This is a genomic window from Ascidiaceihabitans sp. (assembly GCF_039986515.1).
In the GTDB taxonomy this organism is placed as follows: domain Bacteria; phylum Pseudomonadota; class Alphaproteobacteria; order Rhodobacterales; family Rhodobacteraceae; genus Ascidiaceihabitans.
This window is the reverse complement of the sequence record NZ_JBDWQO010000014.1, coordinates 168,030-194,655: the sequence shown is the minus strand read 5'-3', so window position 1 is coordinate 194,655 and position 26,626 is coordinate 168,030. Positions and strand designations below refer to the sequence as shown.

Genomic DNA, 26,626 nt, shown 5'->3' with positions numbered 1-26,626 from the left:
ATGTGATGCGCGCAATGCAAGTGGTGGAATTGGGGCAGCCTTTGGAACTGCGCGAGGTTGAAAAGCCCACGCCGCTGGCCGGAGACGTACTGGTCAAGGTTCACGCCTGCGGGCTGAACTTCGGGGACACGCTGGTTATCAAAGGTACTTATCAGGAAAAACCGCAATTGCCTGCGACCGTCGGCATGGAGTTGTGCGGCACCATCGAAGCGCTGGGCGATGGGGTCGAGGGGTTGCATGTCGGCCAAAAGGTGGGTGCGTATTCGGGGTTTGGTGGACTGGCGGACTACGCCGCGATACCAGCGGGGATTTGCGTGCCCGTACCCGACGATATGGACAGTCTGGACGCGGCGGCGTTTCTAGTGGCTTACGGCACCAGCCACGTGGCTCTGGATTACAAAGCACAGTTACAGCCAGGTGAACGGTTGCTTGTTCTTGGGGCGTCCGGAGGCGTTGGATTGACCGCGATCGAGGTGGGCAAAATCATGGGAGCAGAGGTTATTGCCTGTGCCCGTGGGGCCGCCAAGCTGGAATTGTGCAAAGCCGCGGGCGCGGACCATCTGATTTGTTCTGAAACCGAGGATATTCGGGATGTCGTCAAGTCCTTGGGGGGGGCGGATGTTGTGTACGACCCAATCGGGGGCGACCAATTCAAAGCGGCCATGCGGGCATGTAACCCCGAAGCGCGATTGTTGCCATTGGGATTTGCATCGGGTGATGTGCCACAAATTCCAGCCAACCATTTGCTTGTGAAAAACCTGACAGTGATCGGTTTTTATTGGGGCGGATACGTGCGTGTGAAGCCGAAGGTTCTAACTGACAGTTTTGCCACTTTGATCGATTGGTACAGTGCAGGGAAAATCAAGCCTCATGTCAGTTCCGTGCACGCTTTGGAGGACGCGAACACAGCCCTTGATTTGCTGCGTACCCGAAAAGCCACGGGCAAAGTGGTTGTTAAAATCAGCGCGGACTAGGCGGCGGATACCTTTTTAGAACGCAACGATTTGCAAGCGACGTGCCATGTCCGGTCAGCGTCCCTTGATGCGGCCCCGGATCGGTTTGGCCGCCCGAGTTTTGTATCTTTCGCGCAAAAACACAAACACGCCCGATGACAGGATCATTGTGATCCCTATCCACACCTCGAACACGGGCAATTCAGCGAAAATAAAGAACCCCCAGAAGACGGCCAAAGGCAGTCCGACGTATTCAAAAGGGGCCACGGTTGCGGCGTCGGCCACCCTGTAGGCCTGGCTTAGGCAATAGCCGATGATGGCCGCATTCAGGCCAAGACCCACAAAGACCCAAAGGTCGTTTTGATCGGGCCAAACCCATGCCCTAAGCAAAAATTGCACCGAAGGGTTGCTGCTGCCAAGGGCGAAACGCCCGTCTCCAGCCACCAAAAAGAAACCGGCAGACACCACGATGAACATGCCCTGAATATAAACCGCCAGCGCAGAGGCTTTGCTTTCGACCCCAAGTTTGCGTGTCAGAAGTTGCGTCAGCGCATAGGTCAATGCGGCCGCAACTGGCAGCAAAAGAACGATACGCGAGGTACCTATGTTGCCCGCGCCTTCCCATGGGCGCTGCATCACAATCACCCCGACAAAGCCGAAGACAACGGCGCCCAACCGCAAGGGGCCGACCTTTTCGCCCAGGATCGGGATCGACAGAAGCGTGATGAACAAAGGTGCGGCAAAGAAAAGCGCCGTGGCGTCGGCAAGTGGCAAAGCGGCCAGTGCTAGAAAAAATGTCATGTTCGAGATCACGATCAAAAGCCCACGCACCACATGGATGCCGGGCCTTCTGGTGTACAAGATCCGCCACCCGCCTTCCAGCTGTACCAGTATCAGAGAAAACAGAATGCCGATGAAAGACCGTGCAAACACAATCTGGTGCAAGGGGTATCCGCCAGACAGCTGTTTGATCAGCATGTCGTTGATAGATATGCAAAAGACACCCACAAGAACGAAGATGATCCCAAGTGTCGCTGTGTTGGTTGGGGCTTGTGACATGGTTCATTCGGTATCATGGATGTCGCTTTCGGCAATAGCCAATCTGCACTGAAACGGATATGCAGTCTTAAGCCCAAAAAAGGACCTGCCTGATGAAAATGACAGACACCCGCCAGATTGCCGCATCCCCTGAAGACGTATTTGCAGCGCTTTTGAATCCGGATGTTTTGAAGGCGTGTGTGCCCGGTGCGACAGAGGTGACAGGATCGCCCGAAGAGGGATTTGAAGCTTCTGTGACCCAAAAAGTGGGCCCTGTGAAAGCGACATTCAAAGGGGCCGTGACACTGTCTGATATGGTTGAAAACCAATCACTGACGATTTCAGGCGAAGGCAAAGGCGGTGCCGCGGGTTTTGCCAAAGGCGGCGCCGAAGTATCTATGAAGCCATCAGAGGGCGGCACCGAACTGAGCTATGATGTTGAAGCCAAGGTTGGCGGAAAACTGGCGCAATTGGGCAGCCGTATTATCGACGGATTTGCCAAGAAAATGGCGGATCAGTTCTTTACGAACCTGCAAACCCATCTTGAGGGCCCCGCTGACCCGGCCATGGACGAAACGGACGCGGAACAGCCCGAGAAAAAGGGATGGTTGGGCCGTTTGACTGGCAAGGATTAATTGCGCATCTCCGAACAGCTTGTGTTCATTGCCGCGCCGAACAATGCGCCCTAGGGTGCGGCAAAAGCCAAGGGGATACGTATGTCGGTGATTTTGGATATTAAAGACCTACGCAAAGCCTACGCTGGTGGCTTTGAGGCACTGAAAGGTGTCACCTTGTCGATTGATGAAGGTGAGATCATCGCTTTGCTTGGCCCCAACGGGGCTGGAAAGACGACACTGATTTCAACGATTTGTGGCATTACGACCGCGACTTCGGGGCATATTTCGGTTGGTGGTCACGACATCGAAACAGACTTTCGTGCCGCGCGCAGCATGATTGGCCTTGTGCCGCAGGAAGTTGCTTTGGAACCATTCGAAAAGGTTCTGAACACGGTCCGGTTCAGCCAGGGGTTGTTTGGCAAAAAACGCGACATGGGCATGATCGAAACCATCCTAAAACGTCTGTCCCTTTGGGATAAACGCAACAATCAGGTCAAGGAATTGTCGGGCGGCATGAAGCGCCGCGTTTTGATTGCCAAGGCCTTGGCCCATTCGCCGCGTGTTCTGTTTCTGGACGAACCAACCGCGGGCGTTGATGTGGAATTGCGCAAGGACATGTGGGACATTGTGGCCGATTTGAAGGCTGATGGCGTCACCATCATCCTGACAACCCACTACATCGAAGAAGCAGAAGCCATTGCTGACCGTGTGGGCGTGATTGCAAATGGCGAATTGCTGTTGGTGGAAGACAAAGACAAGCTGATGGCCCAGATGGGCAAAAAGCAGTTGGAGGTGCAACTGACAGCGCCTTTGGAAGCGGTGCCTGCCGCGCTGGGCGTCCACGGTCTAAGCCTGTCGCCCGATGGTGAGGCATTGATCTACACCTATGACACCCGCAAGGAGCGCACTGGCATTACCCAACTGTTGAATGATGTGGCCAAAGCAGGGTTGACGTTGAAAGACGTTGTGACGCGTCAAAGCAGTTTGGAAGATATCTTTGTGACCCTGTTGCAGGAGGATGCAGCATGAACTGGACAGCAATTCGCGCGATTTATGTGTTTGAAATGACGCGATTTTTCAGAACCTTTGTGCAAAGCTTTATCTCGCCCATCATTTCGACGTCTTTGTATTTCGTGGTGTTCGGGGCCGCCATCGGCAGCCGCATCGACGAGGTGGATGGCGTCAGTTATGGGGCGTTTATCGTACCGGGGTTGATCATGTTGACGGTTATGACCCAGGCCATATCTAACGCATCATTTGGCATTTATTTCCCCAAGTTCATCGGCACGATTTATGAATTGTTGTCAGCGCCGCTTAGCTTTCTCGAGATCGTCGTGGGCTATGTGGGGGCGGCAGCCACCAAGGCGTTTTTCATTGGCACTGTCATCCTTGGCACGTCGTTCTTCTTTGTGGACATCCAGATCGCGCATCCTTTGGCCATGATCGCATTTTTGCTGCTGACATGCTTCAGTTTTGCGCTGTTCGGGTTCATCATCGGCATTTGGGCTGGCAACTTTGAGCAGCTGCAACTGGTGCCTTTGCTGATTGTGACGCCGTTGGTGTTTCTGGGGGGATCGTTCTATTCCATTTCGATGTTGCCCCCGGTTTGGCAAACCATTTCGATGTTCAATCCGGTTGTGTATCTGGTGTCGGGTTTCCGCTGGGCCTTCTTCGGACTTGAGGACGTGCCGGTGCTGACCAGCTTGTTGGCCATCGGTCTGTTTTCAACGATGTGTTTGGCTGCAGTCTACTGGATTTTCAAAAGTGGCTGGCGCATTCGCCAGTGACGCGGCGGAAAGCGTTGCATTGATCCCCCACAGGTCGTTCGATTTGTCGCAGGCCTTGTGCGAGGGTGCCTGTCAATCTACATGGCATTCAATGAAACGCTGGATACCCTTTATCAAATCCGAACCCACCGTATCTGTGATCCGCCTGCAAGGGGTGATCGCGGGCGGGGGACGTGGCGCATTGAATGACGCGGGCCTGACTGCCGTCATCGAGCGGGCTTTTTCCAAAGGAAAGCCTGCAGCCGTCGCCCTTGAAATAAATTCACCCGGTGGCAGCCCTGTGCAATCGTCGCTTATTGCGGCGCGCATTCGACGGCTTGCGGATGAAAAAGACATCCCCGTTTTGGCATTTGTCGAAGATGTTGCGGCATCAGGTGGGTATTGGCTGGCCACAGCCGCAGACGAGATTTACGCCGATGAAAGCTCTATTCTTGGGTCAATCGGGGTGATATCTGCCGGTTTCGGGGCCCATGAATTGCTGGCAAAGCAAGGGGTCGAGCGCCGCGTTTACACAGCCGGAAAATCGAAATCGATGCTGGACCCGTTCCGCCCGGAAAATCCGGAAGATGTGGCGCGACTGAAGGGCTTGCTGGAAGAGCTGCATGGTAATTTCAAGGGCCACGTTACGGCACGTCGCGGTGCAAAGCTGACCCAAGAGATGGATTTGTTCACCGGAGAAGTCTGGCTGGCCCGCAAAGCCACGGAACTGGGTTTGATCGATGGCATTGGCCACTTAAAGCCAATGTTGCAGGATCGCTTTGGTGAGAAAGTCAAAATTAACCGCTATGGTGTTAAGAAGCCGTTTCTGGCGCGTTTCGGGGCACAGCTGATGCAAGACGCAGTCACCAACATCGAAGAACGGGCTGCATATGCCCAGTTTGGGCTGTGACCGCATGATGTCTAAAGTCGTTATTCTGTTTCTGGTTTTCATGGGCGCGCTTGCGATGTTCGGAAAACTGCATTGGATTGGCGGCAAGCGACTGAAATCCACCAAATGCAAAGCGTGCAAGCGTCACAAGATCGGTTCCGGTCCCTGTGCCTGCGGTAAAGGGGACGCATGATGGAAGCGTTGATGCCATGGTTGCTGTCCGGGCTTGGACTGGTCATCTTGCTTTTGGCGGGTGACGCGTTGGTCAAAGGTGCTGTGAACCTGTCGCTGCGTCTTGGCGTACCAGCTTTGATCGTCAGTTTGACGATTGTTGCTTTTGGTACATCCGCGCCTGAATTGTTGATTGCGATATCGGCAATTTTGGACGATGCACCGGGCTTGGCATTGGGGAATGTGGTCGGTTCGAACACCGCCAATGTGTTGTTGGTGCTTGGTGTGCCTGCCTTGATGGCGACGCTACATACTTCGGAATGTGACACGCGCAAAAACTTCAACTTCATGCTGGCGGCGACCTTTTTGTTTCTCGCCCTCGCGTTCCGCGGTGTGTTTGATATGACAGCTGGCCTCGCTTTGTTAGGCGCGCTTGGATACGTTCTGTTTGATGCTTTCCGACAGGCCAAGGCGCACCGGATTGCATGTAAATCCGTCCCCGATGAAGATGAAGAAGTCGAAGGCGCTGACCCCGATATGCCGTGGTGGCGCATCATCACGTTTTTGGTGCTGGGATTGATCGGATTGCCTTTGGGCGCTGATCTATTGGTGGACAATGCCACGGTGATTGCCAAAACCTACGGCGTCAGTGACACCGTGATTGGGCTGACACTGGTGGCGGTGGGCACCTCTTTGCCGGAACTTGCGACAACCGTTATGGCGGCGCTGCGCAGACAAGCCGATGTCGCATTGGGCAACGTCATCGGATCGAACATGTTTAATTTGTTGGCGATCATTGGCATCGCAACGCTTGTGGGCCCAATTCCTGTGGACCCGTCTTTCTTGCGCTTTGACCTGTGGGTCATGTTGGGTGCTTCGGTCTTGCTGATCCCGTTCGTGTATTTGCGCAAAGATATCACCCGCAATTGGGGGATCGCCTTGACCGCGGCGTATGCGGGCTACCTTGCTTTGGTGTTGATCTAACCCAAAGGACGGACCTTATGACGCGCTATTCGCCAAATGCCCTTGTGACCGGTTCAAGCCATCGGTTGGGGCGCGCAATGGCACTGTATTTGGGGCAACGCGGCTACAATGTTGCTGTGCACTATGCATTCTCTGACGATGGCGCATCCGATGTGGTCGATCAGATAAAAGGCATGGGGCGAAATGCCGTTGCTTTGCAGGCTGATCTTTTGATTGAGGCACAAAGCCAAGCGTTGCTTGGGCAGGCGGCTGACGCGCTTGGCGGACCGATCACGTGTTTGGTCAACAACGCGTCCATCTTCGAATACGACGATTTCACAACAGGCACGCGCGACAGCTGGGACAGGCACATCGAAAGCAATCTGCGGGCGCCGTTTGTCTTGACGCAAGCCATGGCAGCACAGGGGTTGCAACCGGGCCGCGACGCCGCACAAGAGCCGCTTGCAAGTGCTTTGATCGTCAACATGATCGACCAGCGCGTGCGCAAACTGACCCCTGAATTTACCAGCTACACAATTGCAAAAATGGGGTTATGGGCTTTGACGCAAACTGCGGCGCAGGGCTTGGCGCCTGTGATCCGGGTCAACGGCATAGGGCCGGGGCCAACACTGCAAGGTGGACGTCAAACAGCGCAAGATTTTGCCACGCAACGGGCAGCTACAACGCTACAACGTGGGGCTAACCCGGACGATATTACTGCTGCTTTGGGGTACTTTCTGGACGCGCCTGCCGTAACGGGGCAGTTGTTGTGTGTCGATGGTGGGCAGCACTTGGCATGGCAAACAGCGGATGTGTTAGACGTTGAATAAATGAGACTAGGGTCGAAAGTTTTGCACTGGGTTAAGTCTCGTTACAAATTTGTTACTAAAAACTTAATGTTTTCAATTATTTGCAATGACAAAAATAAAAAACACATATAAATCAATTGGTTACATATGTGCCTAAAAAACAGGCAAATCCATGAAATCCTTCAAAACTAACGAAAATCTCCCACTGTGAAAAAGTTATCGGCAGAGTTATCCACAGGAACAGTGGGTATGTTAACTGTTGCTACGGTCTGCACTACATTGCAGCCAAACCAGAGAATCGAGCGACTCACATGGCGACTGAAATCGACGCTGCACAACCCCAGATAGCCACAGGCCATGATGTCATTCAGGGGTATCTCAAGACGATCGATGGCTCCCCCGGTGTGTACCGCATGTTGGACAGCGAAAGCCGCGTTCTATACGTTGGAAAAGCCCGTAATCTTCGTGCACGCGTCAGTAACTATGCAAGACCGTCCGGCCATTCGGGCCGCATTGCACGCATGATTTCCCTGACAGCGTCGATGATGTTCTTGACGACGCGCACCGAAACAGAGGCGCTGTTGCTGGAACAGAACCTGATCAAACAGCTCAAGCCGAAGTTCAATGTGCTGCTGCGCGATGACAAAAGCTTTCCCAACATTCTGGTCACTGCGGAACACGATTACCCACAAATCAAAAAACACCGCGGTGCCAAGAAGGAAAAAGGTGCCTATTATGGCCCCTTTGCGTCCGCAGGTGCTGTCAACCGTACGCTTAATCAATTGCAACGGGTGTTTATGCTGCGCGATTGTTCCAATGCGATGTTTGACAGCCGCACGCGTCCGTGTTTGCAGTATCAGATCAAACGCTGTTCTGCGCCGTGTGTTGGCAAAATCACCCCGGATGCATACCGCGAAACGGTCAAAGACGCCGAGAAATTCTTAAGCGGCAAGAATGCGGACATTCAGGCCAAACTGGCCGGCGAAATGGCGCAGGCTTCAGATGATATGGAATTCGAACGCGCCGCTGCGCTGCGTGACCGCATCAAAGCCCTAACCCAAGTGCAAACCGCCCAAGGCGTGAACCCGCGCGGCGTGTCAGAGGCCGACATCATTGCATTGCATCTGGAAGGGGGGCAGGCCTGTGTGCAGGTCTTCTTTATCCGGGCCAACCAGAACTGGGGCAATCACGATTATTACCCGCGTGTTGGCGTAGACGTGGATGCGGCGGAAGCGCTGGAAGCCTTCATTGGCCAGTTTTACGATGTGCGCGAACCGCCGCGTCAACTGATCTTGTCCAATGATCTCGAAAACCCGGATTTGATGGCAGAAGCGCTGGCAATTAAAGCGGGCCGCAAAGTTGAAATTCTGGTGCCACAACGCGGTGAAAAAGCCGAATTGATCGATGGCGCATTGCGCAACGCGCGCGAAAGCCTTGCACGCAAAATGGCGGAAACCGCGACACAGGCCAAATTGTTGAAAGGCGTGGCAGAAGCGTTTGATCTGGACGCGCCGCCCCAACGCATCGAAGCTTATGATAACTCGCATATTCAGGGCACCAATGCGGTGGGAGGGATGATTGTGGCGGGCCCCGATGGGTTCATGAAAAACCAGTATCGTAAATTCAACATCAAAGGCGATGATCTCACACCGGGCGATGACTTCGGTATGATGAAAGAGGTGCTAACGCGCCGCTTCAAAAGGCTTCTGAAAGAGGACCCCGATCGCAGCAAAGGCATGTGGCCGGATCTGCTGCTCATCGACGGTGGGGCGGGGCAGGTCAGCGCTGTCCGTGAAATCATGATTGAATACGGTGTGGGGGATGTCCCGATGGTCGGGGTGGCCAAAGGGATTGACCGCGACGCAGGCAAAGAAGAATTTTACCGCACAGGAAAGCGCCCCTTTGCTTTGCGACATAACGATCCGGTTTTATACTTTATCCAACGGTTGCGCGACGAAGTGCACAGATTCGCAATCGGAACACACCGCGCAAAACGGGCCAAGGCGGTGGGCGCCACACCTTTGGATGATGTGCCCGGTGTTGGCGCGGCACGAAAGCGGGCACTTTTGGCCCATTTCGGGTCTGCCAAGGCCGTAAGCCGCGCAAACCTTGCCGATCTGAAAGCCGTCGAAGGGGTCTCGGCGGCCTTGGCGCAAAAGGTCTATGACTTCTTTCAGGAAGGGTAATCGTATCGCATGTTTCTTTTCGCCAAAAATATCCTGGGGTGAGGCCATAGGCCGAGGGGCAACGCCCCTTTCCCCGCCCATGAACAAAGGTTAACACTAGACACATGAACTGGACCATTCCAAATATCCTGACGCTGATCCGTCTCGGGGCCGCACCTATGGTGGCCGTGATGTTTTTGTACTTCACACGGCCTTACGCGGATTGGTTCGCGTTGATCCTGTTTGTAAGTGCTGCGATTACGGATTGGTTCGACGGGTATTTGGCGCGAAACTGGCAACAGGAAACCAAACTCGGGGCGATGCTGGACCCGATTGCAGACAAAGCCATGGTGGTGATCGCGCTTATGGTGATTATCGGCTTTTCCAGCTGGCAGGCATGGCTTGTGCTGCCGGCGACGGTCATTCTGTTTCGGGAAGTCTTTGTGTCGGGCCTGCGGGAATTTCTGGGGGATACGGCAGGCACTTTGAAAGTGACCCCGCTTGCGAAGTGGAAAACCACATTCCAGATGGTGGCGATTGCAGTGCTGTTTTCACAAGGCGTGTTCGAACATTATTTCGGGATGTCGACGTGGGGCATGGACGATGACATGGTGGTTGCGATCCTGAATGGCGAATTAACCGATGAATTGGGCCTTGGATGGAAGTTCCAAGGCATGCAATGGGCCGGAACGCTCGGCTTGTGGTTGCTGTGGATTGCAGCGGCACTGACTTTGATCACCGGGATTGATTACCTGAAAAAAGCGATACCGCATCTTAAGGATGAAGACTGATGGATATTTTGTACTTCGCCTGGGTGCGCGAACGCATCGGTCGGCCACGCGAAACACTGGAGACCGACGCTGCGACTGTGGCTGAGCTGGTCGAGGAACTGAAAGGCCGTGAAGACAGATACGCCGCTGCATTCGCGGATCTGTCGGCGCTGCGCGTGGCGGTGAATCAGGAACTCACGGATTTTGACGCCTCTTTGGAAGGGGCCCGCGAGGTCGCTTTTTTCCCTCCGATGACGGGGGGATAAATCATGCGTATTTTGGTTCAGGAAGACCCGTTTGATGTGGGAGAGGAAGTGTCACGTTTTTCTGCCGGCCATCAGGATGTGGGGGCTGTCGTCACCTTTACAGGCGTTGTGCGCGATGTGCCGGAGGAGCGCTTGAAGGTCATGGAAATCGAACACTACCCGGGCATGACAGAATCAGCGCTTGCCGAAATGGCCGCTAGGGCCATGGACCGGTGGTCTTTGGCAGATGCTTTGGTGATTCACCGCTATGGGCGGCTTGCACCGGGGGAGATGATTATGATGGTCGGTACAGCGTCCAAACATCGCAAAGACGCTTTTGAGGCCGCCGAATACCTGATGGATTTTTTAAAATCCCGTGCCCCGTTTTGGAAACGCGAAATAACGGCGCGCAGTGCGCAGTGGGTTGCTGCAAAGGATGATGACGAAAACGCGTTAAAGCGTTGGTAAAAACCTTTTAGTGCGCCGCTCCGGTGGCTTTTTTCCAGTATCCCGTCAGCTTTTCGATCTGGGCGGCGGCGCTTGGATGATCGTCGGGTAGTGTTTCTTTTGCCATGTCTATGTTGGATTTTAGCTGGTCATATCGTTGAAGACGGTAGTTGTTGTACGCAAGCTTGATCCAGGCAACGCAATGGGGCCGCAGATCTATCATGCGGGTGAGCACGACGTCTCTGGCAACCCAATCAGACCGCGCGGTGATGGCGGCGTCGATGATCCGCAATGCGCGCAATTCGCCATTGTTGATGTCGCGATTGCGTATGGCTTGTTCCAAAGCGATCTGACCGCATGCTTCGGCGGTTTCAAAATCCTCTGCCTCCAATGCTGCGGTGCCTTCAATTAGATTGCTGTTGAAGATGACTTCAGCATCATGCGCTGACGCGATCTTGGCTTCAAAGTCCTGCCGCTGCGTTGCATCCACTTCAAAGTAGGTTTGAACCAATTGGGCAACCACGCCTTTGACGGCAAAGTCGGACACATGGCGTAGGTCGGGGGTGAAAACATCCCAGCTGCGGGTCAACATAATGCGTTCAAATCCGGGGAAATAACCTGCGCGCGGCTCATTGCGAATGACTTCGGTAATGACTGTGTGCAGCAATGCCTTGGACCGCATCGACGCCAGAATTATGTCGTCTCCGCTAAACGTGGCTTTGGCTGAGACAGGCGAGACAGTGATCAGGATTTTGGCGTCCGGATTCATATCCCAGATCAGATCAAGTGCGCCACGTACAAACCCCAATGAGGTCTCGAAGTCGAGATCTACAAATTCCAGCCGCTCACCCAAGGCACGGCGCAGTGGACCGATAGCGACGAGGGCATTGGACACGTAAAGATCACGTTCCACATCGCGAAACACTTCTGTTAGGCCAAGGGTGATCACGACGCAATCTGTCTGAAACATTGTCTTGAACACATCAAAGATGTGTTGGCGTCGCTCCAACATGCGCTCTTTGCTCAGCGGATAACGCCCGTGGGTCGCCGTGTCGTAATACATGCCGTCTTTTTCGAATGCGATGGCCTCGCAGTCGGCCCAATTTACGATGCCGTCCCTTTTGGCAATGTCGTAACACCATTTGACCTCCTGATAGATCGCGGGCGGGGTGTATTTATTGACGATGTTTGCCGCGCGGCTGTTGATTTTTTCCTCAGGGGGCAATTCAAATCGGAGCATAGGCAAATCATAGCCCAGTTGCCCAAGGTTTTCTTCGATGTTGCGGGCAAAACAGCTGCCTATCGTAAAGACACTGCTGCGTGCTGGGACCTTGAAACGCGGTTGAATAGAGGGGGCGCATTGATCGTAAAGGCGTGGTGACACATCATCCCAATTTGACACTTCCGAAGCACGCATCTGCGCCCAAAGTTGTTCAAGGGTGGGTTTGTCTGTCATCAGTGTTTTTCCCGTATTTGCATCTAAATGACGTGTTTGCGGGGTTCATAAAAAAGGGGCGGTTAGGTTCCCTGTGTCACCCGCTCAATGTAGCCACGCAGTTCTTCGGCCTCATGCCGCGCATCGCGAAGGCCTTCCATCGCGGCACGCAATTCCGCTTCGGTCTGACTGAGCTGGTTTGTCAGTTCCGCTTCGCGCTGTTGAAGGTATGTGATGGCTTGATCGCGGGTCTCTTCGGCCTCATGCAACTCCTGGCTCATACGGTCCAGTTGGGCCACATCGCCTGCCGCCACGCGGGTAAAGCGATGGATCAGCCAGTTGGCAAACCATCCAAGGCAAAACGCCACAAACAGAATGATCGCAGTTGCGATAACAAACTCAGTTCTGCTCATCGGATGTCCCTTCTGTTGCAGGCCCTGTATTGCCCGTTTCGGCAACAGAATCTAGCGTAGATTCAGGCTCGGGTTCCGTTGGATTGGGGCGGATCAGACGAAATTCGATACGACGGTTCGCTTCGCGCCCTTCTTCGGTGTCATTGTCTTGTATCGGGCGCGTTTCGCCGTAACCTTTGGCTGAAAAGGATGATGTCAGGACGCGCCGTGCCCGCAGTTCATTCAGAACGGACTGGGCGCGGCTTTGGCTTAGGGCCAGGTTCATTTCGGCACGGCCTTGGCTGTCTGTATGGCCTTGCACTTCCAAACGCATATCGCCGCAGACTTTCAAGATTTCAGCGATATCGTCCATCGTGCTCAGGGATGCCGCATCAATTGTTGCGCTTCCCGGCTCAAAGCTGATTTGCCCTGTTTGCAGCACGTCCCCGATTTGCGCCTCGCATTGGTCGGGTGTTGGGATATTGGCCACAGGATCAAGTTTTTCCTGATAGGTCACGTCAATCATGAAGTCTTCCGCCTCGCCCAGTTTGGACGACAGCAATGTCGCGATTTTCGCGTTTGCATCTTTGTTGCCGGTATTGCCGCGCACGGAAATAGATGTGGGCGACACGGTGACTGCGCCGTTGCTGAGGCCGGACAGCGCCTCCAATCCGGTCAGAACGCGGGTGGCCCAATCGTTTGGCAGGCCCTCCACGACACGGGTGCCAACGTAAACCCTGTCTGATCCAAACCGCGCTTTTGCATAGCTGTCGGCCACAGTGCGCAGGTTTTCATCGGACAACCGGCCCCGCAGTTGCACCTGGCCTTCCGGACTAAGCGTGGCGATGAATTCCGGCGGCCCCACATTCGGGTCCACGGTTTCAGGCAGTTTTGCGTAAAGGGCAAAGACATCTGGCAAATCGTTTTCAAGTTCGCCCATGACTTTGTCAAAGGTCGCTTGGCTAGCGCCTTCGCGGCCAATCAAGGTGACGTCTGCGTCAGAAAACGTAACAGACCCGCCGCCCACTTCCGCCAAGGCGCTTATCGATTTTTCCACGGCTTCTGACCAACGCGGGCTTGGAACGCCCATGCCGACGGTGCATCGCCCGGACCCGGTGTGGCCCGCCTTGAGGGCGGCTTGCAAAATCTGGGTCCGAGAAGCTTCTGTGTCTGCGGAACACGCATCAAAGCGCACCCCGTTGTCGTCGATCAAAAAGCGCAAAGTGAATGGTGTGATAACGGGGCGGGGGGCCGCAATGTCCAGCGACAGGCCCAAACCGGGGGGCGCTGCGCGGTTGAGGCGTGCCTCAAGCTGTGCTTTGGCGTCGGCGCTTTGTGTGATGGCCGTGATGGACACGCGGCCCGCTTCTACCGACACCTTTGATCGCGGCAATTGTTCCATTGCGGTCAGCGCAAATCCAAGCGCATCGGTCCATCCGTCCGGGGTTGGATAATCTGCCGTCTCGATAAGGTCCGTGACAGAGGCGTCGTCGCTCATGGCTGCAAAGCGTTCGATGATGGCGTCGCGGTCTGTGGCCGTCGGCATCAGGCCGATGATCGACACCCCTGCGTCGTTGCGCAGAATTTCGGCGGAGAACCGCGGAGGGGCAATGGCGGCCATTGCCTCGACTTCCATGGCGTCAATCACGCGGGCAGCATCGACCACTGTGCCCGCGGTGCTCAGGGCGGAAAACCTGCGGGCTTCGTTTGGTGCAATGCCCAACAAAGTGACTTGCAACCCGTCCGCTGCGACTTCGGCCCATGGCATTTTGGCGTCGTCCAAGGCCTGTCGCACACCAATTTCTGATGTTTCTTCAATCAGTTTGACGGAAAAGTTGGCAGCCACCAATGACACAGCAGCGGCCCCGACAAAGGTTGCGGCAACGATGATGAGAGAAGACAGTCGCATGTGCGTTTTTCAGGCTCTTTTGGTCTTGGGATCGCTCTTGTCTTTGGTGATACGCCCTGTGCGTCGGTCTTTCAATCAAACCATGAGCGCTATGAGAAAAAAGACCAGCGGAATTGCGCCTGTGTCGCGGTTGGCGCGAAACAGCTGCATGCACTTTGCTGGATCGCCAATATCGAGACCGCGCAATTGCCACGCCATATGCCACCCCATCGCCCATGGCGCGGCCAGCGCCAACGCCATAGCCAGGGGGGACGCGTTTGGAAGCGCTGCAAAGATTGCGGCAATGCCCATCAGCCCGACGGTGGCGGCCAGAAACCTGCGCAACCAGTCCGGGGTTTTTTCCGCAAACAGACGCGCGGTTGATTTGACGCCGATCAACGCGTCGTCTTCGATGTCCTGATGGGCATAGATGGTGTCATAAAACAACGTCCAAGCGATGCCAGCAAGATACAGCACAACAGCAGGGGCGCCCAGTGATCCCGTGTGTGCAGTCCATGCCAGCAATGCCCCCCAATTGAAGGCCAGCCCCAAAAAGACCTGCGGCCACCATGTGAAGCGCTTGGCGTAGGGGTAAACGGCCACTGGCAGCAACGCCAACACGCCCAAGGCGATGGCCGCTTGATTGAAGGTCAGCAAAATACCCAATGACAACAGGCATTGAATGGCGATCCACACCAAAGCGCTTTTTGTAGACACCCGACCGGACGGAATGGGCCGCGACCGTGTGCGTTCGACTTCTGCGTCGATGTGGCGGTCCGTGAAGTCGTTCCATGTGCAGCCCGCGCCGCGCATCAGCCACGCGCCCAACGCACATCCCAAGGCGATCCATGCATCCATCCAACTGGCGGTTTGCGTATACAGCATGGCCAAGGCCAGCCCCCACCAGCATGGCAGCAAAAGCAACCATGTGCCGATGGGCCTATCAGCCCGGGACAATCGCAAATAGGGCCGCGTCCATTCAGGTGCATATACATCGACCCAATTGTCTTTTACGGCATCGGCCACTTGACCATCTGGCGCGGGCGCTTTGTCTTGCATAAAAGGGATCCATGACTGCAAAAATTCGCCTCTTTCTAGACCCGCCGCTGGCCCAAGGGCAATCGGTTGAATTGTCGCGTGACCATGCGCACTATCTTTTTGGTGTGATGCGCCTTGGTATGGGGGCGCAGGTGCTTGTCTTTGACGGTGTGCATGGCGAATTTTTGGCGCAAGTGACAAAGGCCGGCAAACGTGGTGGTACTTTGGAGGTGTTGCAAAACACCAAACTGCTGAAGATGCCGCCAGATTTGTGGCTCGTCTTTGCCCCGATCAAAAAAGCGCGAACAGATTTTATCGTGGAAAAAGCTGCCGAAATGGGGGCCGCGCGCATTCTGCCCATGCAAACCGAATATACCAATGCGGGACGTATCCAACGCGAACGTTTGCAAGCGCATGCTATTGAGGCCGCTGAGCAATGCGGCGGCACTTTCGTTCCTGAAGTGACAGAAATGCTGCGATTTGACCGTCTTTTGGCCCAATGGGAGAGCCCCCGCCGAATCATGTTCTGTGACGAGGCGACAGCAGATGATCCACCGACGCCGTTTTCGGGTGGGACAGGACCGTGGGCTATATTTATCGGGCCGGAAGGCGGGTTTTCAGCGGCTGAACGCACAAAGCTGCGTGCGATGGAATGTGCCCACGTCGCCCAATTGGGCCCCCGTATTTTACGCGCGGATACAGCTGTGGTTGCGGCGATGACCCTGTGGCAAAGCGCAGTTGGGGATTGGACGTAGACACCTGTTGAAGCTGTTTCAAATGGGTCTGGTGTCTTGAATATTTTGGATCAGAAGACCCCATAAGGGTGCGGCGCCATTGATCTTGCGGCGCATTGGCCCCACTTTGGATGTAACAACATCTACGGGACGCAATCGCTATGAGTTTCATTAGACCAGAAGCCGCCACTGCGCTGCGCCGTTGGCGCGAAGCCTTGGTGGGGGTGGCCGTTTTGGCGCTGGCGGCATTGTGGCTGTTCGGGCGGCCGGGGCTTTTGCAGCTGATGGGCTACCCGTTGTTGATGATCGCTGCCGTTTTGATCTGGGTTGGCGTGCAACGTGCCCGGTTTCGCACAGGGGCGGGTGGTGCGGGCGCTGTGCAGGTTGATGAAGGGCAAATTACCTACTTTGGCCCTTTGACCGGTGGCGCCGCGGCCGTCGCAGACTTGCAGCGGTTGACGCTGGACCGCGCCCTGACCCCTGCCCATTGGCGTTTGGACGCCAGCGACACGCCGGCGTTGCTTATTCCGGTCAATGCCGAAGGGGCCGATGCGTTGTTTGATGCGTTTGCGCGCCTTCCGGGGCTTCAAACCGAACGCATGCTGACAGAGCTGACCAAGGGCGGCACGCGGTCGCCCAATCAAGCCGTTGTGATCTGGGAAAAACAACCCTTGCGTCCACCCCATGCCCGGCTGCATTGACAGTTCTGGAAATTGATACCATCCCTGAACCTCTTGAATAAGCGCGGCAAGGAGCCAGCCCATGTCTATCCCTCAATCCGGTGGCGGTTTGATCGAGCATCACGACCAGCTTGCAGAATACCTGTCTTCGGGGTGCAAGCCCAAGCAAGACTGGCGCATTGGCACAGAGCATGAAAAATTCGGCTACTGCAAAGACACACTGAAGCCGTTGCCCTTTGAAGGCGAACGGTCGATCGTCAAAGTCTTGTCAGGTTTGCGTGACCGCTATGACTGGTCCCCCGTCGAAGAAGGTGGCCACCTGATAGGTCTGGAAAAAGACGGCGCGAATGTGTCGCTGGAACCGGGCGGCGCGTTGGAATTGTCCGGCGCTGCTGTCGAGACGATCCACGCCACCTGCGACGAGGTCAACACCCACCTGCGCGAAGTCAAAGACATCGCGGATGAAGTCGGCGTGGGTTTTATCGGTTTGGGTGCGGCACCGATCTGGACCCACGACGAAATGCCTTTGATGCCCAAGGGCCGCTACCGTTTGATGAACGACTATATGAACAAGGTCGGCACCATGGGCACGACCATGATGCGCCGGACATGTACCGTGCAGGTCAATCTGGACTTCGGGTCTGAGGCGGACATGGTGCAAAAGCTGCGCGTCGCCTTGGCCTTGCAGCCTGTTGCCACAGCTTTGTTTGCCAATTCGCCGTTTTTTGAAGGCAAGGTCAACGGCCATAAGTCATGGCGCAGCCGTGTGTGGCGTGATCTTGATCCGGCCCGCACCGGCATGTTGCCCTTTGTGTTTGAAGACGGCATGGGGTTTGAACGGTACGTGGAATACGCCCTCGATGTGCCGATGTATTTTGTCTATCGCGACGGCAAATATATCGACGCGCTTGGCATGTCTTTCCGTGATTTTCTAAAAGGCGAACTGCCGGCCTTGCCCGGTGAAATGCCGTTGATGTCTGACTGGGCCGACCATCTGACAACGGCCTTCCCCGAGGCCCGCATCAAGAAATATATGGAAATGCGCGGGGCAGATGGCGGCCCGTGGCGTCGTTTGTGCGCTTTGCCCGCTTTCTGGGTGGGTCTGATGTATGATCAAGGTGCGCTGGATGCCGCGTGGGACATTTGCAAAGGTTGGGACGCTGAAACGCGCGAAGCGTTGCGTGTGGCCGCATCCGAAGATGGGCTGCAAGCACAGGTTGGCAACATCAACATGCACGATTTGGCGCGTGAAGCCGTGGCCCTAAGTGACGCGGGCCTGAAAGCCCGTGCACGTGCAGGGGCTGGCGGGATGGTTCCCGATGAGACGCATTTCCTGAACGCTTTGCACGAAAGTATCGAAAGCGGGAAAACCCCCGCAGACGAGCTTTTGGACCACTACAATGGTGATTGGAATGGTGATCTGACGCGCGTGTTCCCAGAATACAGCTACTGATCGGTCGCGTCGCCCGCGCCCTATGTTGGCGCGGGTCTGCCCAAAACGCGTTGTTCATAAAGGGCGCGCACCTCTTCCTTACGGGCGGCGATGACCTCGGGTGTTGGTTTTTCGTTGATCCGGTCCAACACGGCATAGCCTTGCATCGGGTCATGGGCGCGTGCGGTCCCTGATCGGTCAGTGGACATCCGGCGATTGGTGCCGGAGCCTGGCAAATGGGGCGGTGGCCCGTAGATATTGGTGTCTGGTTTGGATGGTAAAAGCATCATGATGAAAACCATCAAACCGCCAATGAATGGCACGAAATACAGCAAAAAGAAGAAACCCGAAAAACCGGCATCGTGAAGCCTACGCACGGTCACGGTTATGGACGGAACAAAGTTGATCAAAAGCCAGTATGTGCTGAAATAGTCAAACGGGTTGTATGACAATTTGCCTACGACGCCAGCAGTGCCCAATGACCAGACATCGAAGCTGACGGCCGCAATCATAACGACAACGTAGAAACCGATATACCACCAATATTCTGCGCGGCTGGCACGTCCCATAATTTTGAAGAATTTCGAAAAGACGGAATTGACCGCCGCAAGTGGTCCCATCATGGCTCATTCCCTACATTGCTTTGAATGTCAGTATGGCGATGTGGATAGGGCGAAAATGGGGCAGGGTGCGTCCATTTTCGCGATAATTTTAGCAATGCTGCAACGTGTTTAGACGTCAGCCTGCGTTATCCCAAAGTGGGACAACGGGTTGGCGCGATTGCGCATACCCTGCCACCTGACTGTCCAAACGGTCGGCCAAAGCCGGTAGGTGACATACAGGCACCCGCGGAAACAAGTGGTGCTCCCGATGATACAGCATCAAGTAAGCGGCCTTCGCCATGATCCCTCTTTGGCTGCGTCCCGCCAGTCCCGACCCATGGGTGCCTTGGTGGGTGATCCAGACCGCAAACAATGCAGTCAGGCATTGCGCAATCGCCATCGCGGCAAGGTGCAACAGCAAAAAGCGGGCACCGACCCCAAGACAAAGCGCAACAAAACTCGCAACGAAAACCCAGTCCAACACCATTTCGCGCCGCCAATAACGTGATCCACTGCGCCATGCAGCCTTGTTCAAGTCCACCGGAAAGCGCGGCCCATATTTCAGCACCTGCCAAAAGGTCATGTGACCGCAGCGCCCCTCAACATCGTCTTCGCCCATGTTGTGTTTGTGGTGTTTCAGGTGGCAAAAGGCGTCGGCATGGTTTGATCCTAGCATTATGGCGCTGAGAACATGCATCACGATGCTGTCGCCGCCACGGCTCAGGCCTAAATTGCCGTGGATGGCTTCGTGGTTGAGACGCAAGGCGCATAGAAAGAACATGAAGCTGGCAAAGGGGCCGATCATCCACAAGGGGCTTGCGTACAAAACAAAAGAGGCACCCAACCACGGCAAACACAATGTCAGTTCCTTTAGGGTGTCCAAGGGGCCGAACTGGGTCAGATCGTGCCAGTGAACGCCTTTGGGGGGTTGCTCTGAATGTGCCATGGGTGGGGTCCTCTTTACTGTTGTTGTTTTATGCAGGTGCAACCTCGGCTTGCATCTTTACTGGTTCCGGGGGCAGGGTCACGGCCCGCAAAGTGGCGACAGCGTGGGTAAATCCAAGACCCAGACTTAGGGCTGCAAAGCCAAGGGCAATCATCAACGCAGCTGCGGGTTCTTGTTGCAGCACTGGGATGGCCGCGCCGATCAGAATAACGCCGCCTGCGCCGATGGCTGCAAATCCGGTTGCAATGGTCAGCGATGCAGTTTTGGCGCGGGCGGCGGTTATCGGGCAATCGCCCATCAAAGTGCCGATCCGTAAAATCATGCTGGCCAAGGCAATAACGCCGCCAAAGGCAATCAGAATATAGCTGAGAATAAGAATGAGCATGGTGTTTCCTTTCGCTCAGAAGTGGGTGGGAAGAGGCTGCGCATACATATCTTTGCGCAGTTTGAAGTAAATCCAGCCAAAACCGCCAGCCCAAAGGGGGGCAAAGATGGCTGCGAAAACGGATAGGCCGGCGATCAGGCCGATGGCGGAAGACCCTGCAAGGATCAGCGATATGATGCCGCCACCGACACACAGGCCCAGCACGGCAAACAGGGACAATTGCATGACGCCTTTGGTATCGCCTGCGTTGTTGCGCAGGTAAATCAGCAACAAGGGGGTGCCGATCACCAGATACACCGGACCGCCCATGATCAAAGCGCCAACAGGAATAAACAACATCCAGAAGGTGGCAGCCGTGATCAAAAGGGGGCCGCCGATAAGTGCTATGACGAAGGCCACCGGATCCACAAGATACCGTGGGGGGCGGTGCCTTGGCATCCAGAAATAGCCTTTTGGACTGGAGGGCACGCTGGTATGCGCGGCTCTGATTGGGTCGTTATTTACGGTCATTTCTGTCATGAGAGAAATTAAACTCCAAAATTTTTAGGCGTTAGCCCTTTGATTTGCCCTTTGGCAAAAAACGGGCGACGCTTGCACCCAGTTTGATGACGGTCAATTGCACGGCGCGGGGCAGGCGCGACACTTCGGTGTACCAGTCGTCAAACATCTGCATCGTGTCCAAGGTCTCTTTGAAGCGCTGCTTGACAGCTGCGGGTGTGGCGTCGTCTTCGGCTTGTTTTTGAACGTCGCGTAGGGCGGCCAAAGTCGGGGCATATTCGCGTTCGCGGCGGGTTTCGATCACGGTATTGACCAGGTCGAACATGTCACGCACCGAATGAAAGTGATCACGACGATCCCCCAGTTTGCGGCTTGATTTCACCATGCGCAGGCTTTGCAGTTCTTTCAGGCCGTTGGATACATTGGACCGGGCCAGATTCAACAACTCGCAAATTTCGTCTGCGCTTAGGGGATCGGGCGAGATATGCAGCAATGCGTGGATTTGTGCGACAGACCTGTTGGTGCCCCATTTTGCACCCATATCCCCCCAATGAAGGATAAAATCTTGCATGGCAGGGGTCAGGTGCATCGCGAATCTCTTTCTAAATTTCTGTAATGACAGAAATAACAGACAAGACTGTCCGCGCAAGTTTTTTCTTTCACTTGATCTTCAGGACTTTAAGCCCAAGGTCACACGCATGATGAAATTTTTATGCACTGCTATTTTTGCCCTTCTACCAATGGCTGCGTCCGCCCAATGGGAAAGCCCCTATATGGACCGCGCACGTAAAGTATTGGCAAAAGGGCTTGGGCAGATCGGCCAGTGGCAAACAACACACACAACAAACCAGACAGTAATGCAATGCACATCCTGCGCGCAGGTGGTGACAGTGGTGCTGCGCCAGATCGACGACTATACAAAGGGGTCTGATTTTACGCGCCCGATGGACTTGTACATGGCGGGACGCAAGGCTTTGTGCCGTGATTTGGCAGCGGATCAATCCGGCCGATGTCTTGATCTGAAAGCGCCCGGGTTCTTTTCATTGGAACAAGACGACATGATCTACGAATTCGTCACGCCGCTAGGGGCCAGTTTGTTGGCAGGGTATGTTGAGGGGCCACAAGACGCCACTGAACTGCCACAGGCGCAAAACATTTTGCGTCAGGCTGTAAAAGCCCTTAGCCCGCTTTGGTAACGCCCCACATGTCTATATGCTGAAGAATCCCGAAACCTACCCAAATCGGGCCGTCAGAATGCTTAAACTGCCGGCGCCAAAAGCCAAAGCAAACACTGTTTCAAAACCCCGTTTCATTCGGGTGTAGGCCGCCGTCATTGGGGCGGAAGAAAAGATCAAAGCATACGCATGAAACATGACAAAGCTTTGGATGCCGATTGCGACAATGACCGTAATCAAGGCTGAAACATCCGTTCCGGGGGGCACACCGATGGAATAGAGTGCGCCAAAGAACAACACCGCCTTGGGGTTGGTCAAATGCAACGCCAATCCTTTGGCATAGGCCCGCGCGGGGGTGGTTCGGGTCAACTCAGGGGCCTGCAATTTTGCGCCGTACCACGCAGACCGCGCCGATTTGAAAGCTAGCCACATCAGATACGCAGCGCCTGCATAGCGAATGGTTTCAAAAGCCCAGGTGTTGGCCAGCATTATAGCGCCCAATCCGAAAGCCGCCGCGATCGACCAGATCAATGATCCCGTCGTGACACCGGACGCCAAAGCCAATCCCGCCCGACGGCCGGACGCCATCGAAGTTCCCGCAATGGTTAATGTGGCAGGGCCGGGTGATGCAGAGGCCAAAAATGCGGCACCCAAAATCAACGGAAGGTTGATACCGTCGATCATGCCTGTTTTTGTCCGATCTTCGGCTCAGTGCCTGCGCGAATACGAGAGATGTTCGCACGGTGCCGCCAGAAAATCAGCAGCGTCAGCACGATACCCATCAAAAGGGCAGTGGGCGCCCCCATGAAGGTCAGCAAAAACGTTGAAGCTGCGGCAGACACAAGGGCACCCATAGAGGAAATCCGCGTCGTTGCGGCCCCGACCAACCACGCGACACAGCACGCAATGCCAACGGGCCACGTCAATGCCAGCATAATGCCGATAAATGTCGCAACACCTTTGCCGCCTGCGAATTTTAACCAAACGGGATAGCAATGCCCGATCATCGCGGCGATGCCTGCGATCTGTGCGGCGTCCTCGCCGACAAAGTGGCGTGCCAGCAATAGCGCCACGGCCCCCTTCGCGGCGTCGAAAACCAGGGTCAAAGCGGCGGCGGTCTTGTTGCCGGTCCGCAGCACGTTTGTCGCACCGATATTGCCAGACCCGATGTCACGCAAATTGCCAAGGTTCATGACACGCGCAATCACCATGCCAAAAGGGATGGACCCCAAAAGATAGCCAATCACGGCCCACAGAGCCAAAAGCGTCAAACTGTTTTCGATGAATGGCATTATGCGGCCTTAAAAATTTCTGTTCCATCAACGTAGGTCGCAAGAACCTTACCCTGCATCCGCGCCCCGTCAAACGGGGTGTTGCGCGATTTTGACCGTAAGGTCGTTCGATCCATCAAAAATGGGGCATGGGCGTCAAACACCACAAGGTCGGCCGGGGCATCTTTCGCCAATCGTCCCGATGCCAATCCCAAACGCTTTGCAGGATTGAGCGACATGGCGCGCCACAACACGGGCAACGCGATTGCGCCGGAATGCACAAGGCGCATGGCGGCGGGTAAAAAGGTTTCCAAAGCCACGGCCCCGCTGGCGGCTTCTTCGAATGGCAGGCGTTTGCTTTCTTCGTCTTGGGGGGTGTGCATCGAACTGATGATGTCGATCAAACCACTGGCCACGGCTTCGCCTATGGCAAACCGGTCGTCCTCATCGCGCAGGGGCGGTTTGAGTTTGAAAAAGGTCCGGTAATCGGCAACATCAAGGGCGTTCAGCGTCAGGTGGTGAATGGACGTACCTGCCGTGATGTCCAACCCGTTGGCTTTGGCGCGTTCCAAAGCAGGCAACGCGCGGGCGGTTGTGATCTGGTCTGCGTGGTACCGCGCACCGGTCATTTCAACCATGGCAATGTCACGGTCCAGCCCCATGCGCTCGGCCATTGGTGATACGGCAGGCAGTCCGCGCAATGACGCAAACTTGCCGGATGTGGCAGCAGCGCCAGCGCTTAAGATCGGTTCTTGGGGGTGGCAAATCACCAATGCCCCCAAAGACCGCGCATAGGTCATGGCCCGCGACAACACCTTGGTGTTCGTGACAACGGCGTCGCAATCGGTAAAGGCGATGGCGCCCGCATCCATCAAGAACCCGATTTCAGTCATTTCGCGCCCCAACCGCCCTTTGGTCAGTGCGGCCATGGGATGCACATGGACAGGCGCCATTTCCCGGGCGCGGCGAATGACAAATTCCAGCGTTTCCGGGTTGTCGATGGCGGGATCGGTATCGGGACGGGTGATCATGGTTGTGACGCCACCCGCAGCGGCCGCCAATCCGGCTGTACGGTAGCTTTCTTTGTGTCGTTCGCCCGGTTCGCATACTTTGACACCCATATCGACAATGCCGGGCGCCAAATACTTGCCCGCGCAATCGACAACCACGTCCGAAGGCACGGAGGGCGCGGGATCATCAAATACAGTGTGGATGTGTCCGTCTTTTATCAAAAGCGCACCGAAGGTTTCGGTTGTGGCCTCTGGATCGATCAATTTGGCGTTTGTGAACAAAGTTGTGGTCATGCGGCGATCCAAATGAAAACGGCGGTGAAAAGGAAGATGAACAGCAGCGCGAAGGTGGCGATGCGGCCGGACATGGCGGCATCCGACGGGCGTTTCTTGGCGGGTGGTCCGGAATACGGCTCGGCGCTGGGGGTGCTTAGGGCCATGCCTTGGCTCCAGTCCGGCCCATGGGTGTTGTAGGTCGCGATCAAAGTCAGGTCTGCGCGTTTGGGCAAGGTGACGGCATGGCCTTGAAACGCAAGTGACAGCACAATCAGAACATGGCCGCGCAACGCGGCAAGCTTGGTGCGGTCAGCGCCCAGAACATCGTCGCCCAGATCGTAGCCTTCGCGCAGGTACCCCATCAACCCAAGCTCTGACAGGTCTTCGATACGCACAAGCTCCATGTATGTCGGGTCAAGATCGTCGACACCCAACATAAGGCCAATCGCCTCCGGTTCGGCGTTGTTTAACTCTGCCATAGCCTTTGCATCAAGATTGACGGCAAACAAACGCAATCGTCCGGTTTCTGCAGCCTGTATGGTCAGATCATTGGTCATGCCATTTTGTCTTTCGTGCTTTGGATCAAATCACGCGTTTGGCGCGGATTTTCGATATAGCGCATGGTCACAGCCTGCCCATCAGACAGGCGCAAAACAACGTCCCACCAAAAGCGGGGCTTCACGGCTGTGATATCCATCAACGACACCTGATGGGTGTCCAGATCATCCATCGGGTTCTGGTACAGCAGGGCATTGGGGGTCAGTGTCCATGTGGCGTTCTTGTGGGTCCGCCATTCAGCGAAGTCATCCAGAACAAACATATAGATTAGCGACAAGCACAGGGCCGCCAGCAGGGCCTGAGGCCCGCCAACAAAGGGCACTCCGGGCAACAACAGCGCGAAGGTGACAGCAAACAAGGCCAGACAGCGCAGGGCAAAGGCGCGTGGGGACGCCGTCCAGATATGCACAGGCGTGCCTGTCATGCAGGTTGCGCTTTGTGATTGCGGGCCAACAAATCCATCGCAGCCATGCGCACGGCCACACCCATTTCCACCTGTTCCTGAATGACAGACCGGTTGATGTCGTCGGCGATGTCACCGTCGATTTCGACACCGCGGTTCATGGGGCCGGGGTGCATAACGATGGCGTCGTCTTTGGCATGTGCCAGTTTTTCGGCGTCCAGCCCGTAGCGGTGATAGTATTCGCGCTCGGACGGAATGAACCCGCCATCCATACGTTCTTTTTGCAAACGCAGCATCATCACCACATCTACATCTTTCAGCCCTTCGTTCATATCGTCGTACACTTCGACGCCGAAGTGTTCGATTTCGGAAGGCATCAGGGTGGGGGGACCGATCAGCTTGATGCGGTTTTCCATTTTGCCCAACAAAATGATGTTGGACCGCGCCACACGGCTGTGGGCGATGTCGCCGCAGATGGCGATGGACAAACGATGCAAGCGCCCTTTCGCGCGGCGGATGGTCAGCGCGTCCAGCAGCGCTTGGGTCGGGTGTTCGTGTCTGCCATCACCTGCATTCAGAACGGCGCAGTTTACCTTTTGTGCAAGCAAATCCACCGCACCGGAATGGGGATGGCGCACCACCAGCAAATCGGGGTGCATGGCATTCAGGGTCAAGGCTGTATCAATCAGCGTCTCGCCCTTTTTGACAGAGGACGCCTGCATGGCCATGTTCATGACATCGGCCCCCAACCGTTTGCCAGCCAGCTCAAAGGATGCTTGCGTGCGCGTTGAATTCTCAAAGAACATGTTGATCTGGGTGAGACCCGCCAACACGTCAGAGTGTTTGTGCCCGCCGCGGTTCAGCGACACATATTCCTCAGCCAGATCCAGCAGGGCCGTGATGTCATCTGGCCGCAATTGTTCGATCCCCAGAAGATGGCGATGGAGAAATGTCATGGGCAACCTCGTGGATATTTCAGGCGTTATAGTGTGGGGCGGGTGCTGCGGCAATTGAGTATTTTTGATTAGAACAAGCTTGGGGCGTTTTGTCTTTGCCTTGTGGGGCGTAGG

At 55.4% G+C, this 26,626-nt stretch carries 31 protein-coding genes; 15 read left to right on the top strand and 16 right to left on the bottom strand.

All coding sequences use genetic code 11. The annotated features are described in order from the left end of the window. Nucleotides 1-5 precede the first annotated feature (5 nt). Nucleotides 6-974, top strand: coding sequence for an NADPH:quinone oxidoreductase family protein (locus ABJL60_RS13325; protein ID WP_348375907.1), 969 nt, complete (start codon nucleotides 6-8; stop codon nucleotides 972-974). 54 nt (nucleotides 975-1,028) lie between these two features. On the opposite strand, the gene ABJL60_RS13320 is transcribed toward ABJL60_RS13325, so the two are convergent. Continuing rightward, the gene (locus tag ABJL60_RS13320; RefSeq protein WP_348375906.1) at nucleotides 1,029-2,012 is read right to left on the bottom strand and encodes a DMT family transporter; all 984 of its coding nucleotides are present in this window, start codon (nucleotides 2,010-2,012) and stop codon (nucleotides 1,029-1,031) included. 92 nt (nucleotides 2,013-2,104) lie between these two features. Here ABJL60_RS13320 and ABJL60_RS13315 point away from each other — a divergent pair, with 92 nt between their 5' ends. From ABJL60_RS13315 to ABJL60_RS13270, 10 genes are all read left to right on the top strand, one after another. Further along, the gene (locus tag ABJL60_RS13315; protein ID WP_348375905.1) at nucleotides 2,105-2,626 is read left to right on the top strand and encodes a carbon monoxide dehydrogenase subunit G; all 522 of its coding nucleotides are present in this window, start codon (nucleotides 2,105-2,107) and stop codon (nucleotides 2,624-2,626) included. Between the two features lie 81 nt (nucleotides 2,627-2,707). Continuing rightward, complete coding sequence (locus ABJL60_RS13310; RefSeq protein ID WP_348375904.1) at nucleotides 2,708-3,637, top strand: ABC transporter ATP-binding protein; 930 nt, start codon at nucleotides 2,708-2,710, stop codon at nucleotides 3,635-3,637. Beyond that, entirely contained in the window at nucleotides 3,634-4,395 is a 762-nt protein-coding gene (locus tag ABJL60_RS13305; RefSeq protein ID WP_348375903.1) for an ABC transporter permease, read from the top strand. The genes ABJL60_RS13310 and ABJL60_RS13305 overlap by 4 nt, the downstream gene beginning before the upstream one ends. Before the next feature lie 91 nt (nucleotides 4,396-4,486). Further along, nucleotides 4,487-5,284 (top strand): S49 family peptidase, encoded by a 798-nt coding sequence (locus ABJL60_RS13300; protein ID WP_348291373.1) that lies wholly within the window; start codon nucleotides 4,487-4,489, stop codon nucleotides 5,282-5,284. A 180-nt stretch (nucleotides 5,285-5,464) separates the two neighbouring features. Continuing rightward, nucleotides 5,465-6,418, top strand: a complete 954-nt coding sequence (locus ABJL60_RS13295) for a calcium/sodium antiporter (protein WP_348291439.1) — start codon at nucleotides 5,465-5,467, stop codon at nucleotides 6,416-6,418. A 17-nt stretch (nucleotides 6,419-6,435) separates the two neighbouring features. Then, nucleotides 6,436-7,227, top strand: coding sequence for an SDR family oxidoreductase (locus ABJL60_RS13290; protein ID WP_348375902.1), 792 nt, complete (start codon nucleotides 6,436-6,438; stop codon nucleotides 7,225-7,227). A gap of 290 nt (nucleotides 7,228-7,517) precedes the next feature. Then, a complete protein-coding gene (gene uvrC / locus ABJL60_RS13285) occupies nucleotides 7,518-9,392 on the top strand; it encodes an excinuclease ABC subunit UvrC (protein ID WP_348291378.1) in 1,875 nt (624 codons plus the stop codon). Nucleotides 9,393-9,496: 104 nt separating this feature from the next. Continuing rightward, nucleotides 9,497-10,162, top strand: a complete 666-nt coding sequence (pgsA, locus tag ABJL60_RS13280; protein ID WP_348291380.1) for a CDP-diacylglycerol--glycerol-3-phosphate 3-phosphatidyltransferase — start codon at nucleotides 9,497-9,499, stop codon at nucleotides 10,160-10,162. Further along, nucleotides 10,162-10,407, top strand: a complete 246-nt coding sequence (moaD, locus tag ABJL60_RS13275; protein ID WP_348291382.1) for a molybdopterin converting factor subunit 1 — start codon at nucleotides 10,162-10,164, stop codon at nucleotides 10,405-10,407. Before pgsA ends, moaD begins: the two co-directional genes overlap by 1 nt. 3 nt (nucleotides 10,408-10,410) lie before the next feature. Further along, a complete protein-coding gene (locus tag ABJL60_RS13270; RefSeq protein ID WP_348375901.1) occupies nucleotides 10,411-10,854 on the top strand; it encodes a molybdenum cofactor biosynthesis protein MoaE in 444 nt (147 codons plus the stop codon). 7 nt (nucleotides 10,855-10,861) lie between these two features. On the opposite strand, the gene ABJL60_RS13265 is transcribed toward ABJL60_RS13270, so the two are convergent. From ABJL60_RS13265 to ubiA, 4 genes are all read right to left on the bottom strand, one after another. Then, a complete protein-coding gene (locus tag ABJL60_RS13265) occupies nucleotides 10,862-12,289 on the bottom strand; it encodes a GSCFA domain-containing protein (protein ID WP_348375900.1) in 1,428 nt (475 codons plus the stop codon). 62 nt (nucleotides 12,290-12,351) lie between these two features. Then, nucleotides 12,352-12,681, bottom strand: coding sequence for a hypothetical protein (locus ABJL60_RS13260; RefSeq protein WP_108827300.1), 330 nt, complete (start codon nucleotides 12,679-12,681; stop codon nucleotides 12,352-12,354). Continuing rightward, nucleotides 12,668-14,569, bottom strand: a complete 1,902-nt coding sequence (locus ABJL60_RS13255; RefSeq protein ID WP_348375899.1) for an OmpA family protein — start codon at nucleotides 14,567-14,569, stop codon at nucleotides 12,668-12,670. Before ABJL60_RS13255 ends, ABJL60_RS13260 begins: the two co-directional genes overlap by 14 nt. Nucleotides 14,570-14,644: 75 nt before the next feature. Continuing rightward, nucleotides 14,645-15,607 carry a 4-hydroxybenzoate octaprenyltransferase gene (gene ubiA, locus ABJL60_RS13250; RefSeq protein WP_348291390.1) on the bottom strand — a complete coding sequence of 321 codons (963 nt, stop codon included), beginning with the start codon at nucleotides 15,605-15,607 and terminating at the stop codon, nucleotides 14,645-14,647. 11 nt (nucleotides 15,608-15,618) lie between these two features. Here ubiA and ABJL60_RS13245 point away from each other — a divergent pair, with 11 nt between their 5' ends. The 3 genes from ABJL60_RS13245 to ABJL60_RS13235 all read left to right on the top strand — a co-directional run bounded on the left by ABJL60_RS13245 (nucleotide 15,619) and on the right by ABJL60_RS13235 (nucleotide 18,453). Next, nucleotides 15,619-16,341 (top strand): 16S rRNA (uracil(1498)-N(3))-methyltransferase, encoded by a 723-nt coding sequence (locus ABJL60_RS13245; protein ID WP_348375898.1) that lies wholly within the window; start codon nucleotides 15,619-15,621, stop codon nucleotides 16,339-16,341. 140 nt (nucleotides 16,342-16,481) lie between these two features. After that, entirely contained in the window at nucleotides 16,482-17,021 is a 540-nt protein-coding gene (locus tag ABJL60_RS13240; RefSeq protein WP_348291394.1) for a hypothetical protein, read from the top strand. A gap of 61 nt (nucleotides 17,022-17,082) precedes the next feature. Further along, the gene (locus ABJL60_RS13235; protein ID WP_348375897.1) at nucleotides 17,083-18,453 is read left to right on the top strand and encodes a glutamate--cysteine ligase; all 1,371 of its coding nucleotides are present in this window, start codon (nucleotides 17,083-17,085) and stop codon (nucleotides 18,451-18,453) included. Nucleotides 18,454-18,473: 20 nt separating this feature from the next. Here ABJL60_RS13235 and ABJL60_RS13230 read toward each other — a convergent pair whose 3' ends face one another. The 5 genes from ABJL60_RS13230 to ABJL60_RS13210 form a co-directional block, all read right to left on the bottom strand. Next, nucleotides 18,474-19,055, bottom strand: coding sequence for a DUF805 domain-containing protein (locus ABJL60_RS13230; RefSeq protein ID WP_348375896.1), 582 nt, complete (start codon nucleotides 19,053-19,055; stop codon nucleotides 18,474-18,476). A 115-nt stretch (nucleotides 19,056-19,170) separates the two neighbouring features. Continuing rightward, entirely contained in the window at nucleotides 19,171-19,980 is an 810-nt protein-coding gene (locus tag ABJL60_RS13225) for a fatty acid desaturase (RefSeq protein WP_348375895.1), read from the bottom strand. Nucleotides 19,981-20,008: 28 nt separating this feature from the next. Further along, the gene (locus ABJL60_RS13220) at nucleotides 20,009-20,365 is read right to left on the bottom strand and encodes a hypothetical protein (protein WP_348375894.1); all 357 of its coding nucleotides are present in this window, start codon (nucleotides 20,363-20,365) and stop codon (nucleotides 20,009-20,011) included. Nucleotides 20,366-20,380: 15 nt separating this feature from the next. After that, the gene (locus ABJL60_RS13215) at nucleotides 20,381-20,884 is read right to left on the bottom strand and encodes a hypothetical protein (RefSeq protein WP_348291404.1); all 504 of its coding nucleotides are present in this window, start codon (nucleotides 20,882-20,884) and stop codon (nucleotides 20,381-20,383) included. A 31-nt stretch (nucleotides 20,885-20,915) separates the two neighbouring features. Then, nucleotides 20,916-21,452: a MarR family transcriptional regulator gene (locus tag ABJL60_RS13210; protein WP_181364400.1), complete on the bottom strand. Its 537-nt coding sequence runs from the start codon at nucleotides 21,450-21,452 to the stop codon at nucleotides 20,916-20,918. A gap of 109 nt (nucleotides 21,453-21,561) precedes the next feature. Here ABJL60_RS13210 and ABJL60_RS13205 point away from each other — a divergent pair, with 109 nt between their 5' ends. After that, nucleotides 21,562-22,059, top strand: a complete 498-nt coding sequence (locus ABJL60_RS13205) for a hypothetical protein (RefSeq protein WP_348375892.1) — start codon at nucleotides 21,562-21,564, stop codon at nucleotides 22,057-22,059. Between the two features lie 36 nt (nucleotides 22,060-22,095). Here ABJL60_RS13205 and ABJL60_RS13200 read toward each other — a convergent pair whose 3' ends face one another. From ABJL60_RS13200 to ABJL60_RS13175, 6 genes are read right to left on the bottom strand one after another with little or no spacing between them, the layout of a single operon-like run. Then, a complete protein-coding gene (locus ABJL60_RS13200) occupies nucleotides 22,096-22,722 on the bottom strand; it encodes a LysE family transporter (protein WP_348375891.1) in 627 nt (208 codons plus the stop codon). Next, nucleotides 22,719-23,330 carry a glycerol-3-phosphate 1-O-acyltransferase PlsY gene (plsY, locus tag ABJL60_RS13195; protein WP_348375890.1) on the bottom strand — a complete coding sequence of 204 codons (612 nt, stop codon included), beginning with the start codon at nucleotides 23,328-23,330 and terminating at the stop codon, nucleotides 22,719-22,721. Before plsY ends, ABJL60_RS13200 begins: the two co-directional genes overlap by 4 nt. Further along, a complete protein-coding gene (pyrC, locus tag ABJL60_RS13190; RefSeq protein WP_348375889.1) occupies nucleotides 23,330-24,613 on the bottom strand; it encodes a dihydroorotase in 1,284 nt (427 codons plus the stop codon). Before pyrC ends, plsY begins: the two co-directional genes overlap by 1 nt. Next, entirely contained in the window at nucleotides 24,610-25,152 is a 543-nt protein-coding gene (locus ABJL60_RS13185) for a hypothetical protein (protein ID WP_348375888.1), read from the bottom strand. Before ABJL60_RS13185 ends, pyrC begins: the two co-directional genes overlap by 4 nt. After that, the gene (locus ABJL60_RS13180) at nucleotides 25,149-25,577 is read right to left on the bottom strand and encodes a hypothetical protein (protein WP_348375887.1); all 429 of its coding nucleotides are present in this window, start codon (nucleotides 25,575-25,577) and stop codon (nucleotides 25,149-25,151) included. The genes ABJL60_RS13185 and ABJL60_RS13180 overlap by 4 nt, the downstream gene beginning before the upstream one ends. Then, nucleotides 25,574-26,512, bottom strand: a complete 939-nt coding sequence (locus ABJL60_RS13175) for an aspartate carbamoyltransferase catalytic subunit (protein ID WP_348291418.1) — start codon at nucleotides 26,510-26,512, stop codon at nucleotides 25,574-25,576. The genes ABJL60_RS13180 and ABJL60_RS13175 overlap by 4 nt, the downstream gene beginning before the upstream one ends. Nucleotides 26,513-26,626: the final 114 nt, after the last annotated feature.

Bases quoted from the DNA above. Each gene is read 5' to 3' on its own strand.
- ABJL60_RS13325 (WP_348375907.1), top strand. From the start codon at position 6: ATGCGCGCAATGCAAGTGGTGGAATTGGGGCAGCCTTTGGAACTGCGC.
- ABJL60_RS13320 (WP_348375906.1), bottom strand. From the start codon at position 2,012: ATGTCACAAGCCCCAACCAACACAGCGACACTTGGGATCATCTTCGTT.
- ABJL60_RS13315 (WP_348375905.1), top strand. From the start codon at position 2,105: ATGAAAATGACAGACACCCGCCAGATTGCCGCATCCCCTGAAGACGTA.
- ABJL60_RS13310 (WP_348375904.1), top strand. From the start codon at position 2,708: ATGTCGGTGATTTTGGATATTAAAGACCTACGCAAAGCCTACGCTGGT.
- ABJL60_RS13305 (WP_348375903.1), top strand. From the start codon at position 3,634: ATGAACTGGACAGCAATTCGCGCGATTTATGTGTTTGAAATGACGCGA.
- ABJL60_RS13300 (WP_348291373.1), top strand. From the start codon at position 4,487: ATGAAACGCTGGATACCCTTTATCAAATCCGAACCCACCGTATCTGTG.
- ABJL60_RS13290 (WP_348375902.1), top strand. From the start codon at position 6,436: ATGACGCGCTATTCGCCAAATGCCCTTGTGACCGGTTCAAGCCATCGG.
- uvrC (WP_348291378.1), top strand. From the start codon at position 7,518: ATGGCGACTGAAATCGACGCTGCACAACCCCAGATAGCCACAGGCCAT.
- pgsA (WP_348291380.1), top strand. From the start codon at position 9,497: ATGAACTGGACCATTCCAAATATCCTGACGCTGATCCGTCTCGGGGCC.
- moaD (WP_348291382.1), top strand. From the start codon at position 10,162: ATGGATATTTTGTACTTCGCCTGGGTGCGCGAACGCATCGGTCGGCCA.
- ABJL60_RS13270 (WP_348375901.1), top strand. From the start codon at position 10,411: ATGCGTATTTTGGTTCAGGAAGACCCGTTTGATGTGGGAGAGGAAGTG.
- ABJL60_RS13265 (WP_348375900.1), bottom strand. From the start codon at position 12,289: ATGACAGACAAACCCACCCTTGAACAACTTTGGGCGCAGATGCGTGCT.
- ABJL60_RS13260 (WP_108827300.1), bottom strand. From the start codon at position 12,681: ATGAGCAGAACTGAGTTTGTTATCGCAACTGCGATCATTCTGTTTGTG.
- ABJL60_RS13255 (WP_348375899.1), bottom strand. From the start codon at position 14,569: ATGCGACTGTCTTCTCTCATCATCGTTGCCGCAACCTTTGTCGGGGCC.
- ubiA (WP_348291390.1), bottom strand. From the start codon at position 15,607: ATGCAAGACAAAGCGCCCGCGCCAGATGGTCAAGTGGCCGATGCCGTA.
- ABJL60_RS13245 (WP_348375898.1), top strand. From the start codon at position 15,619: ATGACTGCAAAAATTCGCCTCTTTCTAGACCCGCCGCTGGCCCAAGGG.
- ABJL60_RS13240 (WP_348291394.1), top strand. From the start codon at position 16,482: ATGAGTTTCATTAGACCAGAAGCCGCCACTGCGCTGCGCCGTTGGCGC.
- ABJL60_RS13235 (WP_348375897.1), top strand. From the start codon at position 17,083: ATGTCTATCCCTCAATCCGGTGGCGGTTTGATCGAGCATCACGACCAG.
- ABJL60_RS13230 (WP_348375896.1), bottom strand. From the start codon at position 19,055: ATGATGGGACCACTTGCGGCGGTCAATTCCGTCTTTTCGAAATTCTTC.
- ABJL60_RS13225 (WP_348375895.1), bottom strand. From the start codon at position 19,980: ATGGCACATTCAGAGCAACCCCCCAAAGGCGTTCACTGGCACGATCTG.
- ABJL60_RS13220 (WP_348375894.1), bottom strand. From the start codon at position 20,365: ATGCTCATTCTTATTCTCAGCTATATTCTGATTGCCTTTGGCGGCGTT.
- ABJL60_RS13215 (WP_348291404.1), bottom strand. From the start codon at position 20,884: ATGACAGAAATGACCGTAAATAACGACCCAATCAGAGCCGCGCATACC.
- ABJL60_RS13210 (WP_181364400.1), bottom strand. From the start codon at position 21,452: ATGCACCTGACCCCTGCCATGCAAGATTTTATCCTTCATTGGGGGGAT.
- ABJL60_RS13205 (WP_348375892.1), top strand. From the start codon at position 21,562: ATGATGAAATTTTTATGCACTGCTATTTTTGCCCTTCTACCAATGGCT.
- ABJL60_RS13200 (WP_348375891.1), bottom strand. From the start codon at position 22,722: ATGATCGACGGTATCAACCTTCCGTTGATTTTGGGTGCCGCATTTTTG.
- plsY (WP_348375890.1), bottom strand. From the start codon at position 23,330: ATGCCATTCATCGAAAACAGTTTGACGCTTTTGGCTCTGTGGGCCGTG.
- pyrC (WP_348375889.1), bottom strand. From the start codon at position 24,613: ATGACCACAACTTTGTTCACAAACGCCAAATTGATCGATCCAGAGGCC.
- ABJL60_RS13185 (WP_348375888.1), bottom strand. From the start codon at position 25,152: ATGACCAATGATCTGACCATACAGGCTGCAGAAACCGGACGATTGCGT.
- ABJL60_RS13180 (WP_348375887.1), bottom strand. From the start codon at position 25,577: ATGACAGGCACGCCTGTGCATATCTGGACGGCGTCCCCACGCGCCTTT.
- ABJL60_RS13175 (WP_348291418.1), bottom strand. From the start codon at position 26,512: ATGACATTTCTCCATCGCCATCTTCTGGGGATCGAACAATTGCGGCCA.